At 65.0% G+C, this 14942-nt stretch carries 13 protein-coding genes and 1 tRNA gene; 3 read left to right on the top strand and 11 right to left on the bottom strand.

All coding sequences use genetic code 11. The annotated features are described in order from the left end of the window. Positions 1–59 precede the first annotated feature (59 nt). The 5 genes from eno to mfd form a co-directional block, all read right to left on the bottom strand. On the bottom strand, positions 60–1340 hold the full coding sequence (eno, locus tag ACSBQT_RS17435; RefSeq protein WP_264801084.1) for a phosphopyruvate hydratase: 1281 nt from the start codon (positions 1338–1340) through the stop codon (positions 60–62). A 76-nt stretch (positions 1341–1416) separates the two neighbouring features. Continuing rightward, positions 1417–2259: a tyrosine-protein phosphatase gene (locus ACSBQT_RS17440; RefSeq protein WP_435002175.1), complete on the bottom strand. Its 843-nt coding sequence runs from the start codon at positions 2257–2259 to the stop codon at positions 1417–1419. Beyond that, positions 2256–2756, bottom strand: a complete 501-nt coding sequence (locus tag ACSBQT_RS17445; RefSeq protein ID WP_435002176.1) for a MazG nucleotide pyrophosphohydrolase domain-containing protein — start codon at positions 2754–2756, stop codon at positions 2256–2258. Before ACSBQT_RS17445 ends, ACSBQT_RS17440 begins: the two co-directional genes overlap by 4 nt. Positions 2757–2817: 61 nt before the next feature. Next, entirely contained in the window at positions 2818–3012 is a 195-nt protein-coding gene (locus ACSBQT_RS17450) for a CsbD family protein (RefSeq protein WP_435002177.1), read from the bottom strand. Between the two features lie 120 nt (positions 3013–3132). Next, positions 3133–6735, bottom strand: a complete 3603-nt coding sequence (mfd, locus tag ACSBQT_RS17455) for a transcription-repair coupling factor (RefSeq protein WP_435002178.1) — start codon at positions 6733–6735, stop codon at positions 3133–3135. Between the two features lie 98 nt (positions 6736–6833). Here mfd and ACSBQT_RS17460 point away from each other — a divergent pair, with 98 nt between their 5' ends. Further along, positions 6834–8312, top strand: coding sequence for an arylsulfotransferase family protein (locus tag ACSBQT_RS17460; RefSeq protein WP_435002179.1), 1479 nt, complete (start codon positions 6834–6836; stop codon positions 8310–8312). Between the two features lie 115 nt (positions 8313–8427). Continuing rightward, positions 8428–9144 (top strand): rhomboid family intramembrane serine protease, encoded by a 717-nt coding sequence (locus ACSBQT_RS17465; RefSeq protein ID WP_410710469.1) that lies wholly within the window; start codon positions 8428–8430, stop codon positions 9142–9144. 25 nt (positions 9145–9169) lie between these two features. Here ACSBQT_RS17465 and pth read toward each other — a convergent pair whose 3' ends face one another. The 6 genes from pth to ACSBQT_RS17495 form a co-directional block, all read right to left on the bottom strand. Continuing rightward, positions 9170–9769 (bottom strand): aminoacyl-tRNA hydrolase, encoded by a 600-nt coding sequence (pth, locus tag ACSBQT_RS17470; protein ID WP_410710470.1) that lies wholly within the window; start codon positions 9767–9769, stop codon positions 9170–9172. Between the two features lie 188 nt (positions 9770–9957). Then, positions 9958–10602 (bottom strand): 50S ribosomal protein L25/general stress protein Ctc, encoded by a 645-nt coding sequence (locus ACSBQT_RS17475; RefSeq protein ID WP_410710471.1) that lies wholly within the window; start codon positions 10600–10602, stop codon positions 9958–9960. A gap of 148 nt (positions 10603–10750) precedes the next feature. Next, positions 10751–11767: an alpha/beta fold hydrolase gene (locus ACSBQT_RS17480; protein WP_435002180.1), complete on the bottom strand. Its 1017-nt coding sequence runs from the start codon at positions 11765–11767 to the stop codon at positions 10751–10753. A gap of 144 nt (positions 11768–11911) precedes the next feature. After that, the gene (locus ACSBQT_RS17485) at positions 11912–12883 is read right to left on the bottom strand and encodes a ribose-phosphate diphosphokinase (RefSeq protein ID WP_025777652.1); all 972 of its coding nucleotides are present in this window, start codon (positions 12881–12883) and stop codon (positions 11912–11914) included. Continuing rightward, positions 12876–14333: a bifunctional UDP-N-acetylglucosamine diphosphorylase/glucosamine-1-phosphate N-acetyltransferase GlmU gene (gene glmU, locus ACSBQT_RS17490; RefSeq protein WP_435002181.1), complete on the bottom strand. Its 1458-nt coding sequence runs from the start codon at positions 14331–14333 to the stop codon at positions 12876–12878. Before glmU ends, ACSBQT_RS17485 begins: the two co-directional genes overlap by 8 nt. A gap of 32 nt (positions 14334–14365) precedes the next feature. After that, positions 14366–14437: transfer RNA gene (locus ACSBQT_RS17495), tRNA-Gln, on the bottom strand. 64 nt (positions 14438–14501) lie between these two features. On the opposite strand from ACSBQT_RS17495, the gene ACSBQT_RS17500 reads away from it, so the two are divergent. Continuing rightward, positions 14502–14894, top strand: a complete 393-nt coding sequence (locus ACSBQT_RS17500) for a hypothetical protein (protein ID WP_435002182.1) — start codon at positions 14502–14504, stop codon at positions 14892–14894. Positions 14895–14942: the final 48 nt, after the last annotated feature.

Here is a 14942-nt window from a genome sequence, read left to right on the forward strand (position 1 = left end):
GCCGGGCGATCGTTGTGATCGCCCGGCCCCGCCTTGGGGAGTTCAGGACCCTGCTGGCCTCAGGCTTCGAAGCGCGGGAAGGCGCTGCGGCCCGCGTAGCGTGCGGCATCGCCGAGCTGCTCTTCGATGCGCAGCAACTGGTTGTACTTCGCCACGCGCTCCGAACGTGCCGGGGCACCGGCCTTGATCTGACCGGCATTGGTCGCCACGGCCAGGTCGGCGATGGTCGTGTCCTCGGTTTCGCCGGAACGGTGCGAGATCATGGTGGTGTAGCCGTTCGTCTGCGCCAGAGACACAGCGTCGAGGGTCTCGGTCAGGGTGCCGATCTGGTTGACCTTGACCAGCAGCGAGTTCGCCGTGGCGTTGTCGATTCCGCGCTGCAGACGCTCGGGGTTGGTCACGAACAGATCGTCGCCGACGAGCTGCACCTTCGAACCGATCGTCTCCGTCAGGGTCGCCCAGCCGTCCCAGTCGTTCTCATCGAGGGGGTCCTCGATCGACACGAGCGGGTACTTGGCCAGCAGCTCTTCGTAGTAGGCGGCCATCTCCTCGGCGGTCTTCTTGCTGCCTTCGAACTCGTAGGCTCCGTCGGTGTAGAACTCCGAGGACGCCACGTCGAGGGCGACGGCGATATCGCGTCCGGGTCGGTGCCCGGCGATGTCGATGGCCTCGATGATGAGGTCGAGCGCCGCGGCGTTCGAGTCGAGGTTCGGAGCGAATCCGCCCTCATCGCCGAGTCCGGTCGAGAGTCCGCGTTCCTTGAGCACGCCCTTGAGCGCGTGGTAGACCTCGACGCTCCACTGCAGTGCTTCGTGGAAGCTGGCGGCGCCGATCGGGGCGATCATGAATTCCTGGATGTCGACGTTCGAGTCGGCATGGGATCCGCCGTTGAGGATGTTCATCATCGGCACGGGCATGACGTGCGCATTCGGTCCGCCGAGGTAGCGGTAGAGGGGCAGATCCGCCGAGACCGCTGCTGCGCGGGCCACGGCCAGCGAGGTGCCGAGCATCGCGTTCGCGCCGATGCGGGACTTGTTGTCGGTGCCGTCGAGTTCGATGAGCGCCTGGTCGACGAGACGCTGATCGTCGCTTTCGAGCCCGACGATGACTTCGTGGATTTCGTCGACGACAGCGTCGACAGCCTGGGTGACGCCTTTGCCCAGGTAGCGCTCGGGATCTCCGTCGCGCAGCTCCACGGCTTCGAATTCTCCGGTGGAGGCACCGGAGGGAACGCCGGCGCGACCGACGGACTCATCGGCCAACAGCACTTCCACCTCGACGGTGGGATTTCCCCGGGAATCCAGGATTTCACGGGCATTTGCGGCAACGATCTCGGCCACTGAGTACTCCTTAGCGTTTGGTTTCACATGGGGAACATGTGCCTGCAGGACAGCTTAATGCACCGCGCGCCCAGGCTCACCCTCGGTCCGAGCCCCGGTTGGACTCGGATTCGAGCAGGCATTGCCGCAGTCGCTCGGGCGTCGCCGGGTCCATCCCGTGCGCGAGCAGATAGGCCTCCACTCCCCCTGGCTGTCCCCCGTCCTTCGCCGAGGCGGTCCCGTGCTCGGCCTCGATCCGATCGAGGACCTCGTGCATGAGTGCGGGAGGAGCAGCGGTGGCGGTCGCGGCGAGGTTGCCGGAGATCCCGGCATCGGAGAAGTTCCTGGTGATCGCCTCGAGGAAACCCCCGGACAGGTGGGTGGAAGTGATCGCATATTCGTCGACGATCTCCTGTCGGCCCACGCCGAGGAGGTCGAGCAGGAACGCTCCGATCACTCCGGTGCGATCCTTCCCGGCAGAGCAGTGGAACACCACGCCCTCGCTGCAGTGTTCGGCGATCAGGTCGACGGCGGCGGCCAGCCGGTGGCCGAAGTGCGTGATCATGAGGTCGTAGATGCGGCTGAGGCTCCGGTCACTGAGATCCATTCCTGTCGCCTCGGCGGCGGCCTTCATCTCTTCCCTGCTCAATGGTCTGCTGGGGAAGAAATGGTCGTCGAAGACGGGCAGCTCGATATGTCGGATGTCGAGGCCGTCGAGCGCATCGGGCAGCTTCGCCCTCTCGCCGATATCGCGCAGATCGATGACCGTGCCGATGCCGAGTTCGCCGATTTCGGCACGCGCCCGATCGCTCAGGTGCGCCAGACCGTCGGCGCGGAACACCTTCCCGGATCGCACTCGGCTCTCCCCCGCCTCGGTGGCGGGCCCGCCGAGGTCACGGAAGTTGAACGTGCCTTCGATCTCGAGCCTCTCCAGACTCATCGGGTTCCATCCTCGCCCCGCACCGCGGCCTTCTCTTCTGCTTTGATCCGTCGGTATTCGCGTTCGACGTCTTCCAGAGATGCCATCTCCTCCCCGGGATCGTCGGTGAAGGCCAGGGGGTGACGGCGGATGAGCTTGGCCTCGAGGCCATCGATGATGGCGCCGAGGCTGTGGCCGTAGGCTTGCCCGCTGCTTTCATCAAGCAGGGCGGAGTGGAAGAGCACTTGGTAGAACACGTCGCCGAGCTCCTCGACGACGGCCGCCCGGTTCTCAGCAGTGGGTTCTGAGGTGAAATCCTCGAGGGCGACGATGAGTTCGTCGGTCTCTTCCCGTGCGTATTTCTCGAGGCTCTGATGATCTTGCCGGCTCGACCAGGGGCAGCGTCGCCGCAGAGTCGCCATGGCTTCGATCACCGGCTGCAGTTCTGGTGCGGCCTGGCCCGCGCCCGGCCCGACTGCACCCTGGTCGACCGACTCCTGCCCGTCACGATCCCCCACGAATCACCCTCCTGTCGGCACGAAACACCCTCACCACAAGCGGTGAGGGCCGATTCGTCGATCACTTCGAGAATTGGTCCTTGACCGATGCGCCGAAGTCTTTGACCGACTCGCCGACATCCTTGGCCTTGGCCTTGAGCTGATCGGTGGCGCCTTCGGCCTTGAGCTCGTCGTCACCGGTCACATCGCCGATGGTCTCCTTGGCCCGACCGCCGAGGTCCTCGGCCTTGTTCTCGAACTTGTCGTCAACACCCATGGTGATTCTCCTTCGCAGACGGCTGAGCGAAATGCACTTGCTGCGGATGCCTCCGCGCTTCGCACTCTACGCCACAGTCTCGGCTCGTGGGCCGGTCGGCGAAGAACAGTCGGAGAGTTCTCAACCGTTCTTCTCGACACCGGCTCCCTTGACCTCGGTGGCTTCGGACGCGACAACAGGCAGGATGGCGTCGAGGAACTGATGTGCCCACCGCAGGATGTCCGAATCGGTCATCTCCTTGGAGTCGAATCCGGTGCCCGCCATCGGTTTCGGGACGAGGACCGAGCGCAGTGCCGGTTTGAGCAGAGACTTCGGATACAGACGCTTGAGCCTGACCACCTGGGAGTCGGAGAGTTCGACGGGTCCGAAGCGGATGAAGTTGCCCTGCATGACGATGTCGTTGACCCCGGAGGCACGGGCGCGGATGCGCAGCCTGGCGACATCAGCGAGGACACCGACGGGTTCCGGATAGGGGCCGTAGCGGTCGATGAGTTCGTCGAGGACTTCCTGCAGCTGTGCTTCGTCGGTCGCCGCGGCCAGCTTTCGGTAGGCCTCGAGACGCAGTCGTTCGTGGTCGACATAGTCGGCCGGCAGGTGAGCATCGACGGGCAGTTCGATGCGCATATCAGCCTCGGGTTCGGTCTCCTCGCCGCGGAACTTCGCCACGGCTTCACCGACGAGTCGGACATAGAGGTCGAAGCCGACGCCTTCGATATGGCCGGACTGCTGACCGCCGAGCAGATTGCCAGCCCCGCGGATCTCGAGGTCCTTCATCGCCACCTGCATTCCGGCACCCAGTTCGGTATGCGCGGCCAGGGTCGTCAGACGGTCGTGTGCGGTCTCGGTCAGCTGAGTGTCCGGCGGGTAGAGGAAGTAGGCGTAGGCGCGTTCGCGTCCACGTCCTACGCGTCCGCGCAGCTGATGCAGCTGGGAGAGCCCGTATTTGTCGGCGTTGTCGATGATCAGCGTGTTCGCATTGGCGATGTCGATTCCTGTTTCGACGATCGTCGTGCACACGAGCACGTCGTACTTCTTCTCCCAGAAGTCGACGATGACCTGTTCGAGTCGGGTCTCGTTCATCTTGCCGTGGGCGATGGCGATCCGCGCCTCGGGCACCATTTCGGCGATGTGTCCGGCGACGGCTTCGATATCGCGGACCCTGTTGTGGATGTAGAAGACCTGGCCTTCGCGCATGAGCTCGCGTCGGATCGCGGCCTTGATCTGCTTGTCCTCGCGTTTGCCCACATAGGTCAGCACCGGGTGCCGCTCCTCCGGCGGTGTGGCCAGGGTCGACATCTCGCGGATGCCGGTCACGGCCATCTCCAGGGTGCGCGGGATCGGGGTCGCTGACATGGCGAGGACGTCGACGTTCGTCCGCAGCGCCTTGAGCGTCTCCTTGTGTTCGACTCCGAAGCGCTGCTCCTCGTCGATGATGACGAGTCCGAGTTCCTTGAAACGCACTTCGCCGCTGAGCAGTCGGTGGGTGCCGATGACGAGGTCGAGCCTGCCGTCGGCCAGATCCTCCTTGACCTTCTCCGATTCCTGCTTTGTCTGGAACCGGGAGAGTGCGCCGATGGTGACGGGGAATCCCGAGTAGCGTTCGGCGAAGGTCTCATAGTGCTGTTGGACGAGCAGAGTGGTCGGCACGAGCACGGCGACCTGTTTGCCGTCCTGGATCGCCTTGAATGCGGCACGGACCGCGATCTCCGTCTTCCCGTAGCCCACGTCGCCGCAGATCAGACGGTCCATCGGCACGGTCTTCTCCATGTCCGACTTGACCTCGTCGATGGTGGTCAGCTGATCGGCGGTCTCGACATAGTGGAAGGCGTCTTCGAGTTCGCGCTGCCAGGGGGTGTCCGGTCCGTAGGCGTGGCCGACGGTGGCCTGACGGGCCGAATACAGTCGGATGAGTTCCCCGGCGATCTCCTTGACGGCCTTGCGGGCCTTCGCCTTCGTCGTCTGCCAGTCGGCGCCGCCCATCTTGTTGAGGTTCGGGCTCTCCCCGCCGACATAGCGGGTGACCTGGTCGAGAGCATCGCTGGGAACGTAGAGGCGGTCACCGGGCTGTCCGCGTTTGGCGGGCGCGTATTCGATGATGAGGTATTCGCGGGTGTGCTTGTTCGCACCTCGCCCTGTGGTCCGCTGGGTCATTTCGACGAATCGTCCGACGCCGTGCTGGTCGTGGACGACGTAGTCGCCGGGAGCCAGGTTGAGCGGGTCGACCTGGTTGCGTCGACGACGGGTGGGCAGCTTGCGCATATCCCGCGTCGAGGTGGCCGCAGCCCGACCGAGCACATCCGCCTCGGTGAGCACGGCGAGTTTGAGATCGTCGAAGACGAAGCCGCCGAAGGACGCGGCCGTCGTCACAGTCACCAGGGCTTCGGGCAGATCGGTCGGGTCGTCGACGAAGGAGGCGGGCACTCCGGCTTCGGAGAACACCTCGACCATGCGTCGGCCCGGGCCCTGGCCTTCGGTGAGCACGAGGATGCGCCACTTGTCGTGGATGAGTGCCTTGACGTCGGCGAGGATCGCCTCGACGTCTCCGGCATAGCCCTTCGGGATGCGGGCAGGGACGGAGAAGATGTTCTCCTCGGGACCGGCGAGCTCCTCGTCGGTGGCGAATCCGCCGATCTCCCACCAGGCCAGGCCGATGAGGCGAGCGCCTTCGGCCATCTCGGCCACGGTGCGGAAGCTGGCGGCAGACAGGTCGATCGGGGTCTCTCCCCCGCTGGCTGCTCCGGTCCAGGCGGCCTCGAGGAATTCGTTCGTCGTCTCCACGAGGTCCGCGGCACGGGCGTCGACGCGTTCGGGTTCGGTGATGATGATCTTCGATCCGGCCGGCAGCAGAGCGATCATCGGCTCCATTCCGTCGGCGAGGACGGCGGAGAGCGATTCCATCCCTTCGACGGCGACTCCGCCGGCGATCTTGTCGAGCATATCTGCGGCGCTGGGCACATCCTCGGCGAGTTCCGCGGCCCGCTTCCGCACCGAATCGGTCAGGAGCAGCTCCCGGCACGGCGGTGCCGACAGTCGCAGGGGTTCGTCACCGTCGTCGGTGGGGATGGAGCGTTGGTCGCTGACGGAGAATTCGCGGATCTCGTCGACCTCATCGCCGAAGAACTCCACACGCAGCGCTCGCTCCGAGGTGGCCGGGAAGATATCGACGATTCCGCCGCGCACAGCGAATTCGCCGCGTCTGGAGACCATGTCGACTCGGGAGTAGGCGAGTTCGGTGAGTCGTTCGGCGAGGTCGTCGATCTCGTATTCGTCGCCGACGGCGAGCTCGACCGGTTCGATGTCGCCGAGCCCCTTGGCCAGGGGCTGGAGGAAGGCGCGCACGGGCGCGATGATGAAGGTCAGTTCCCGGCCGGGAGTGGGGTGGGCGAGGCGACGCAGCACCTCGAGACGCTGGCCGACGGTGTCCGACCGCGGCGACAGCTTCTCGTGCGGCAGGGTCTCCCAGCTGGGGAAGATCGCGATCGACGCCGACGGCACCCAGTCGGCCAGCGCCTGAGCGAGGTCTTCGGCCTCACGTGTCGTGGCGGTGACGATGAGCTGAGGCGCCGAGGCGGCACCATCGGTGGTGACAGTGCGGCGCAGGATCGACGGCCACAGTCCCTTGATCGCATCGATCGTGCCACCGTCGGTGTTCGCGTCGTTGAAGGCCGCGACGAGTTCGGTGATGGTGGGATTCCGGCGGGTGAGATCGAGTCCGTTGAGCACCCGAACAGTCTAGGCCACGCGGCTGACACGACCCATTCGGTGCTCGGTTCCGATGAGCCTGAGGAGCACGGGAGTCGAAAACGTGTGAGGATGAGCATATGGCCATGAAGAGAACCGTCCTTGCAGGTTTGGCTGCGGCGACGCTCCTGCTCGCAGGGTGCACGGCCGATGCCGATGACGACATCGCAGTCGCCGAACGGTGGGACTTCCATTCCCGCCCCGAACTCGCCCCGCCGAAGGTCGATATCGACTCCGGGGCCTTCCCCGACGACAACGGAGACCTGGAGACCTTCCTCGCCCCGAAGGGACAGACGCAGACCGACGACAAGTCCTGGGTGGGCGGCCTCATCCTCGACTCCGCTGGGGACCCGGTGTGGATCAGAGACGACGCCGAGGCTCTGTGGGACCTGCGCGTCCAGGAATATCAGGGGAAGCCGGTGCTCACCTGGTGGGAGGGACTGGCCGAGACCCCGCACACCGCCGGTGAGGTCGTCGTCCTCGACGACTCGTATCAGGAGATCGCCCGCGTGGGCATGGGCGGAGAGCTCCCCAAGGACACCTCCGACCTGCACGAGACGACGATCACCGCCGATGACACCATGTTCCTCATCTCCTATGTGAAGACGCAGACGGATCTCAGCTCAGTCGGCGGAGACAAGGACGGCTGGGCCTGGGAGGGCATCGTCCAGGAGGTCGACATCGCAACCGGTGATCCCCTGTTCGAATGGCACTCCCTCGACGCCGTGCCCATTGACCAGACCGAGACGGAGCTCAAGGAAGGTGAGGGCACGAAGGACGAGCCCTTCGACTACATCCACCTCAACTCCGTGTCCGAGGACGACGAGGGCAGGGCCCTCCTCGTCTCGGCGCGCAATACCCATGCGGTGTACCAGCTCGACCGGAAGAGCGCCGATCTCAATTGGGTCCTCGGCGGCAAGGCCTCGGACTTCGAGATGGGCGAGGGCGCACAGTTCGCCTGGCAGCACGATGCCCAGCGCCGCTCCGATGGAACGCTGACCCTGTTCGACAATCATGCGGCGCCTCGGCTCGGTGACACCCGCGGTCTGCGCCTCGACGTCGATGAGAAGAAGAAACGCGCCGAGGTGGTCACGGAGTATCCCGCCCCCGACGACCGTTCGTCGGGCAGTCAGGGCAACTTCCAGGAGCTGCCCAACGGCAACGTCGTCCTCGGCTGGGGTTCGGAGCCCTACGTCTCCGAGTTCTCCAAGGACGGGAAGCTGCTCGCCGACCTCACCTTCACCGGCGGCTCGAACTACCGGGCCTATCGCTTCGACTGGCATGCCCAGCCGACCGCTCCCCCGACCGCCACGAAGTCGCAGCCGCAGGCCGACATCACTCGGGTGCACATGAGTTGGAACGGTGCCACCGAGGTGGCTTCATGGAGGGTGCTCAGCGGTGACGACGAGGAGCACCTCGTCGAGAACACCGCGGTCGAGCGCACCGGCTTCGAGACGGCGGCGGACATCACCCCGAACGGTTCGACGATCGTCGTCGAAGCTCTCGACGCCGACGGCAAGTCACTCGGGTCGACCAGAGCGGAATCCCAAAGCAAGTAGTTCGGTCCCGGCGCAGAATATTTCGAGGCGATAACGGGGCTAACGGAACGATCACGATTGTTCTGGGGCCCCGGATGTTCGGGGTTCTCCAATCTTCATCGCCCACAATTGGAGCATGACCGACCACTCCCCCCGTTTCTCCGCCGAGGAATCCCGACTCCTCTTCGGCCCCGACTCCACCGACTCCGGATCTCCCCGCTCCGGCCGTTCCGCGAATCCCCCGGTTGCACACCTGAACACCACCGTCGACCGGCCGCATCTGCTCTCCCGGTTCGCTCCGGTGCTGATCGTCCTGGCCGTCATGTGGGTCATCGAGATCGTCGATACGATCCTCCCGGTCGACCTCGACGTCTTCAGTCTGCAGTCATGGAATCCGCTCTCGCTCTACGGCCTTGTCACCTCGCCGCTGCTGCATTCGGGATTCGGCCATCTCCTGGCCAATACCTTCCCATTCCTCGTCCTCGGCATCGTCATTGCCTTCGAAGGCAAGCGGCGTTTCTGGACAGTCACGGGCATCACCGCGCTGAGCTCCGGGTTCGGGGCGTGGCTGACCACACTGCCAGGCCAGCACATCGTCGGTGCGTCGGGCATCGTCTTCGGATTCTTCGGCTACCTCGCGCTGCGCACCTGGTTCACCGATGACCTGCTGCGCAAGATCATCTACTTCGCCATCGGTTTGTTCATCTTCGTCACCTACGGAGCATCGATGATCTTCGGCATGCTGCCGCAGACCAATGACATCTCCTGGCAGGGCCACCTGTTCGGATTCGCCGGCGGCATCTTCGCCGCATGGTGGCTGCACCGCCGCCCGGAGACGCAGAAGTCCGCCTGAGTCCCGGGCAGCGCCCGCTGCCTGATCAGCGGGAGTGGAACTTCTGCTGCATATCGGTGAGCCCCTTGGCGATGAGCTCTTCGACGGCATCGGCGAGGTCGGAGACGAACATCGGCAGCGTCGTGCGTTCGTCCTTCGAGAACGGGCGCAGCACATAATCGGCGGTGTCCTGTCTCCCCGGAGGGCGTCCGACTCCCGCTCGCACCCGCAGATAGTCCTTCGTCCCCAGCACCGAGGTCATCGAACGCAGACCGTTGTGCCCGCCCTCTCCCCCGCCGAGCTTGGCTTTGATGGCGTCGAAGGGGATATCGACATCGTCGTGGACGGCGATGATCCGGTCGGTGGCGATTCCGTAGAAGTCGGCCAGCGCGCGCACCGGTCCGCCGGATTCGTTCATATATCCCGTCGAGGTGGCCAACACCACCCGCGGACCGGGCAGTCCCGGGACGCTGCCACCAGACAGCCGCCCGGTGCCGACGTTCGCGCGCAGCTTCGTCCGCGTCAGCGTGGTTCCGATGCGGGAGGCGAGTTCGGCGACGACCATCTGTCCGATGTTGTGCCGTGTCGTTTCGTACTTGGGTCCGGGATTGCCCAGTCCGAAGACCAACCATGCTTCGTTCGACATTGCCGTCCTTGTCCGTCCTGTACTTGCCCGCTGACCGGGTGGTGATGTTTCTGCTCGCCGCCGGGCGAGACACGTGCCGGGTTCTCGCGTGAGAAACGCATTCGGTGGGCCGCCCTACAGGCGACCCACCGAACAGCGTAGTCAGTCAGTGCTCCTCACGGCACGTTGAGTGCCGTCAGGAGAGAAGATCACTCCTCCTCGGAAGCCTCTTCCTCACCGGACTCCTCAGCGGCCTCTTCCTCGGTCGACTCTTCAGCAGTCTCTTCCTCGGCGTCGGACTCGGTGTCCATCTCGATCTCTTCGGAGACGTTGACGATGAGCTGCTCTTCGTCGGCGATGAGCTCGACGCCTGCAGGCAGTTCGACCTGACCGGCCAGGACGTGTTCGCCGGCGGGACGGCCTTCGATGGAGACCTCGATGAGCTCGGGCAGCTTGGTCGCATCGGCCTTGACGGCGATGGTCGACTCTTCCTGCGACACCATGGTGCCGGGTGCGGCTTCACCGATGACGTGGACGGGAACGTCGACCTCGATCTTCTCGCCGCGCTTGACGATGATGAGGTCGAGGTGCTCGATATCACGACGGACGGGCTCGATCTGGACGTCGCGCGCAATGGCGAGGACGTTCTTCGATCCGTCGGTGCTTTCGATCTCGAGCAGCGCGTTGGCGTGCTTGAGAGCCAGCATGGTGGCGTGGCCCTCGAGGGACACGTGCACGGGGTCTCCGCCGTGGCCGTAGATGACAGCGGGGATGCGTCCCGCGCGGCGGATGCGGCGCGCTGCGCCCTTGCCGAACTCGTTGCGAGCTTCGGCCAGAAGTTTGAAGTCAGCCATTTTCTCTCCTTCGTGGTGAACTTACCTTCGAGCACCACGGCGAAACAGCCTGAGCACCCACGCGAATCACGAACCCTCTGGGTTCGTTTCGTGGGGCAGGACCGCGTCGATCACGGAGACATCAGTCTCCCTCGCCGAGGCAACCCGACTATTCTACGGCACCGTCCGTTTCGGCACCAATCCGAGAGGTCACGGCTGCAGCGCACGCATCGATTCCGGTTTCGGTGAGGAGGATGTCGTAGTGGTTCGTCCCCTGCACATCGACGATGTCCATCTGCGGCCATTGCCGAGCGAAGTCGTTGGTCGTCTCCGGAGGGTACAGGCCCGGTTCGGCGGCGACGAGGTCGCGCTCGGCGAAGAGGAAGACCACTTCGGATTGGGAATCGTCACTGCCCATGATCGTCTCCAGGGCATCACGGTAGGCGGAGCCGGTGTACATGTCGGCCGAATCGGCCTGCATCGCCTCCACCGACGTCGACGGTTGGAACGAATGGTCGTCCTTGGCCGCCAGATCGTAGACGAAGCTCTCGGTCGCCACGGTGTCGAGGCCGTCGACGAAAGCGGGGTGAGCGGCGAAGAACGCCAAGTACTCCTCGACGCTGCCGAAGGTCATCGACAGCCGCTCGGCGGCCGGGCCCAGGACGGCGGCGATGAGATCATCGGTGTCGAGGTCCTCATCGTTGAGGTCATCGACGGGGCCGTCTCCGTGGGGCTGCCCCACGGGCAGGGGAAGTCCCCCGTCGATGAGGACGGGTCCGCGGAAACGGCGGGCCGCCTCGGCGCCGGTGTCGACGTTCTGCTCATCCGACATTCCGGCCAGGGTCATGGCGACGAACCCGCCCATGGAATGCCCGACCAGGGTGACCGGGCCCTCCGGGGCGAAGGCATCGAGAACGGCGGTGACATCCTGGGCGTGGGCGGCCATCCCGAACGGGCCGGGCAGGGTGCGTGAGTCGGCTCGTCCGCGCAGGTCGGGCCCGATGACGCGGACGCCGGGCAGGGCGGAGACGAGGCCCGCGAAGAACAGGTGGTTGGAGGTGATGCCGTGGATGACGCACACGGTGGGCACACGCCCGGGGCCGCTCGCCACCGGCTCCCACACTCCCACTGACAGCTGCCCGCCGGGGACGTCCACGCGGTACCGGTTGTAATCGTGTGAGGACATCGTCCCTGATCCCTTCGCCGAAGTCTTGCCTCCAGTGTAGGACCTCACGGCAGTCCAGACGATGCGAACCCCGAGCCGCATCGACTCGGGGTGCGCATCAGATCCGGCGCGATTGCGCGGATCACGGGGCCAAAGCCTTCGAGATCAGACCTCGAAGAGGCTCGTGACCGATCCGTCTTCGAAGACCTCGTGCACGGCACGAGCGATGAGCGGGGCGATCGAGAGCACGGTGAGCTTGTCGAAGATCTTGTCCTCGCTCAGCGGCAGAGTGTTCGTGACGATGACCTCTTCGGCCACGGAGTTCGACAGGCGTTCGACGGCCGGACCGGAGAACACGGCGTGGGTGGACACGACGATGACGCCCTTGGCGCCGGCGGCCATGCAGGCATCGGCGGCCTGGACGATGGTGCCGCCGGTGTCGATCATGTCGTCGACGAGCACGCAGGTGCGGCCCTCGACCTCACCGACGACGCGGTTGGCCTTGGTCTCGTTCGGTCGGGTGATGTCACGGGTCTTGTGGATGAAGGCCAGCGGCACTCCGCCCAGTGAGTTCGACCAGTTCTCCGCGACCTTGATGCGGCCGGCGTCGGGCGAGACCACGGCGAGGTCGCCGGGGTACTTGTCCTTGACGTAGCCGGCGAGGATCGGCATCGCGATGAGGTGGTCGACGGGGCCGTCGAAGTAGCCCTGGATCTGCGCGGTGTGCAGGTCGACGGTGATGATGCGGTCAGCGCCGGCGGTCTTGTACAGATCGGCCACGAGGCGGGCGGAGATGGGCTCGCGTCCGCGGTGCTTCTTGTCCTGCCTGGCGTACGGGAAGAACGGTGCGATGACGGTGATGCGCTTGGCCGAGGCACGCTTGAGGGCGTCGACCATGATCAGCTGCTCCATCAGCCATTCGTTGATGGGAGCGCAGTGGGACTGGAGGACGAAGACGTCGCTGCCGCGCACTGACTCGGAGTAGCGGACGTAGATCTCGCCGTTCGCGAAGTTGTAGATGTCGGTGGGGAGGAGTTCGGTCCCCAGATTCTCCGCGACTTGCTCGGCGAGTTCGGGATTTGCCCGACCGCTCACCAAGACGAGCTTCTTATCGCCCGCCGTCGTTATCTCATTCACTGATCCGTTCCCCTTCGGATGCGTTTTCGGCCGCCTGCGCTGCAGGCGTGCCCGGACGGTTTGTCTGAACCCAGCCCTCCAGGTTGCGCTGTGGGGCCACCGAGATGGCCAGCGCTCCTGCAGGGACATCCTTGCGCACCGTCGTGCTTGCACCCGAATAGGCGCCGTCGCCCACGGTGACAGGGGCGACATACATATTGTCCGAGCCCATGCGTGCATGCTTGCCGATGACGGTGCGGTGCTTGTTGACGCCGTCGTAGTTGACGAACACCGAGGCGGCTCCGATGTTCGAGCCCTCCCCGATCTCCGCATCGCCGACGTAGGAGAGGTGGGGCACCTTCGCACCCTTGCCGATATCGGCGTTCTTCGTCTCCACGAAGGTGCCGATCTTTCCGGACTCACCGAGCTTGGTGCCCGGACGCAGGTAGGCGAACGGTCCGACGTTGGCGCCCGGGCCGACCACGCCGAGTTCACCGTGGGTGCGCACGACCTTGGCGTTCTCCCCCACCTCGGTGTCCTTGAGGGTGGTGTCGGGGCCGACGACGGCACCGGCGCCGATGTCGGTGGCGCCCAGAAGCTGGGTGCCGGGCAGGATCGTCGCATCGGCGGCGATGGACACGTCGACGTCGATCCACGTGGTGTCGGGGTCGATGATGGAGACACCGGCACGCATGAACTTCTCGCACTGCCGGCGGTTGAGCTCCTTGCCGAGGCTCGCCAGCTGTACGCGATCGTTCGCGCCCTCGACCTGCCACAGGTCGTCGGTGGCGGTGGCGGCGACGGGGCGGCCCGCCTCACGGGAATGGCCGATGACGTCGGTGAGGTACTTCTCACCCTGTGCGTTGTCGGTCGTCAGCGAGGCCAGGCCCTCCTTGAGCGCCGCGGCGTCGAAGGCGTAGATGCCGGAGTTGATCTCACGGATGGCCCGTTCGGTCTCGCCGGCGTCCTTCTGCTCGACGATGCGCTGCAGGGCACCGTTCGCGTCGCGGACGATGCGTCCGTATCCGGTCGGGTCGTCCACCTCGGCGGACAGGACGGTCACGGCGTTGGCGTTGGATTCGTGGATCTCGACGAGGCCGTTGATGGTCTCCGTCGTCAGCAGCGGCACATCGCCGTAGGTGACGACGACGGTTCCGCTGAGGTCCTCGGGCAGCTGGGTGAGCGCACATTCGGTGGCGCGGCCGGTGCCCGGAACCTCGTCCTGATCGGCGATGAGCAGGGTTCGCTGGGAGGACACGGGCAGGGAGTCGAGGTGGGCGACGAGCTGATCGCGCTCGTGGCGGACGACGACGATGAGGTGGTCGGGAGAGGTTCCGGCCGCTGCGGCGACGGAGTGATGGAGCAGGGAGCGTCCGCCGATGGGATGCATCACCTTGGGAAGAGCCGACTTCATTCGAGTGCCTTGGCCCGCTGCCAGAACGATGACGGCGGTCGGATGAGTCTGCGACATAGTTGAATCCTTCGCATGTCGGGTTGGGCCAGCTCCGCCCATAGGATTCGAACCTATACTGCACGGCTCCAAAGGCCGGCGTGCTGCCATTACACCAGGGCGGAACAGCGTGCACCAGTAGAGGGGCCCGCGCTCACGAGACACCATCATGCCACTACGATTAACTGTATGGAAATTCTACGCGAGATTCTTCTGACCCTGCATCTGCTGGGTATGGCCATCATCGTCGGTGGCTATTTCACCGTCATCCGCTCCCTCAAAGTCATGCCGGGAATGCTGCACGGCGCCTATCTGCAGCTGGTCACCGGCCTGCTGCTCGTGGGTCTCGCCGAGATGGGCGATGGCGACGTCAACCATATGAAGATCGGCATCAAGCTGGTCGTGGCGGTCCTCGTCACTGTCTTCGCCTTCATCGGCAACAAGAAGCAGAAGGCCTTCGCCGCTTCTGCCCCGGCTGAGGGCGGTGCAGGCGTGAAGGTGGCGAACCCGTCGGCGACCATGGCCCATCTGGTGGTGGCCTTCGCGGTCATCAACGTCATCGTGGCCGTCTTCATCCACTGACCCTCCCCAATTGCTACCTGACGGCGGCTCAGCAACCTCGCGCGAGGT

The sequence above is a fragment of the Brevibacterium sp. H602 genome (assembly GCF_051172395.1).
GTDB lineage: Bacteria > Actinomycetota > Actinomycetes > Actinomycetales > Brevibacteriaceae > Brevibacterium.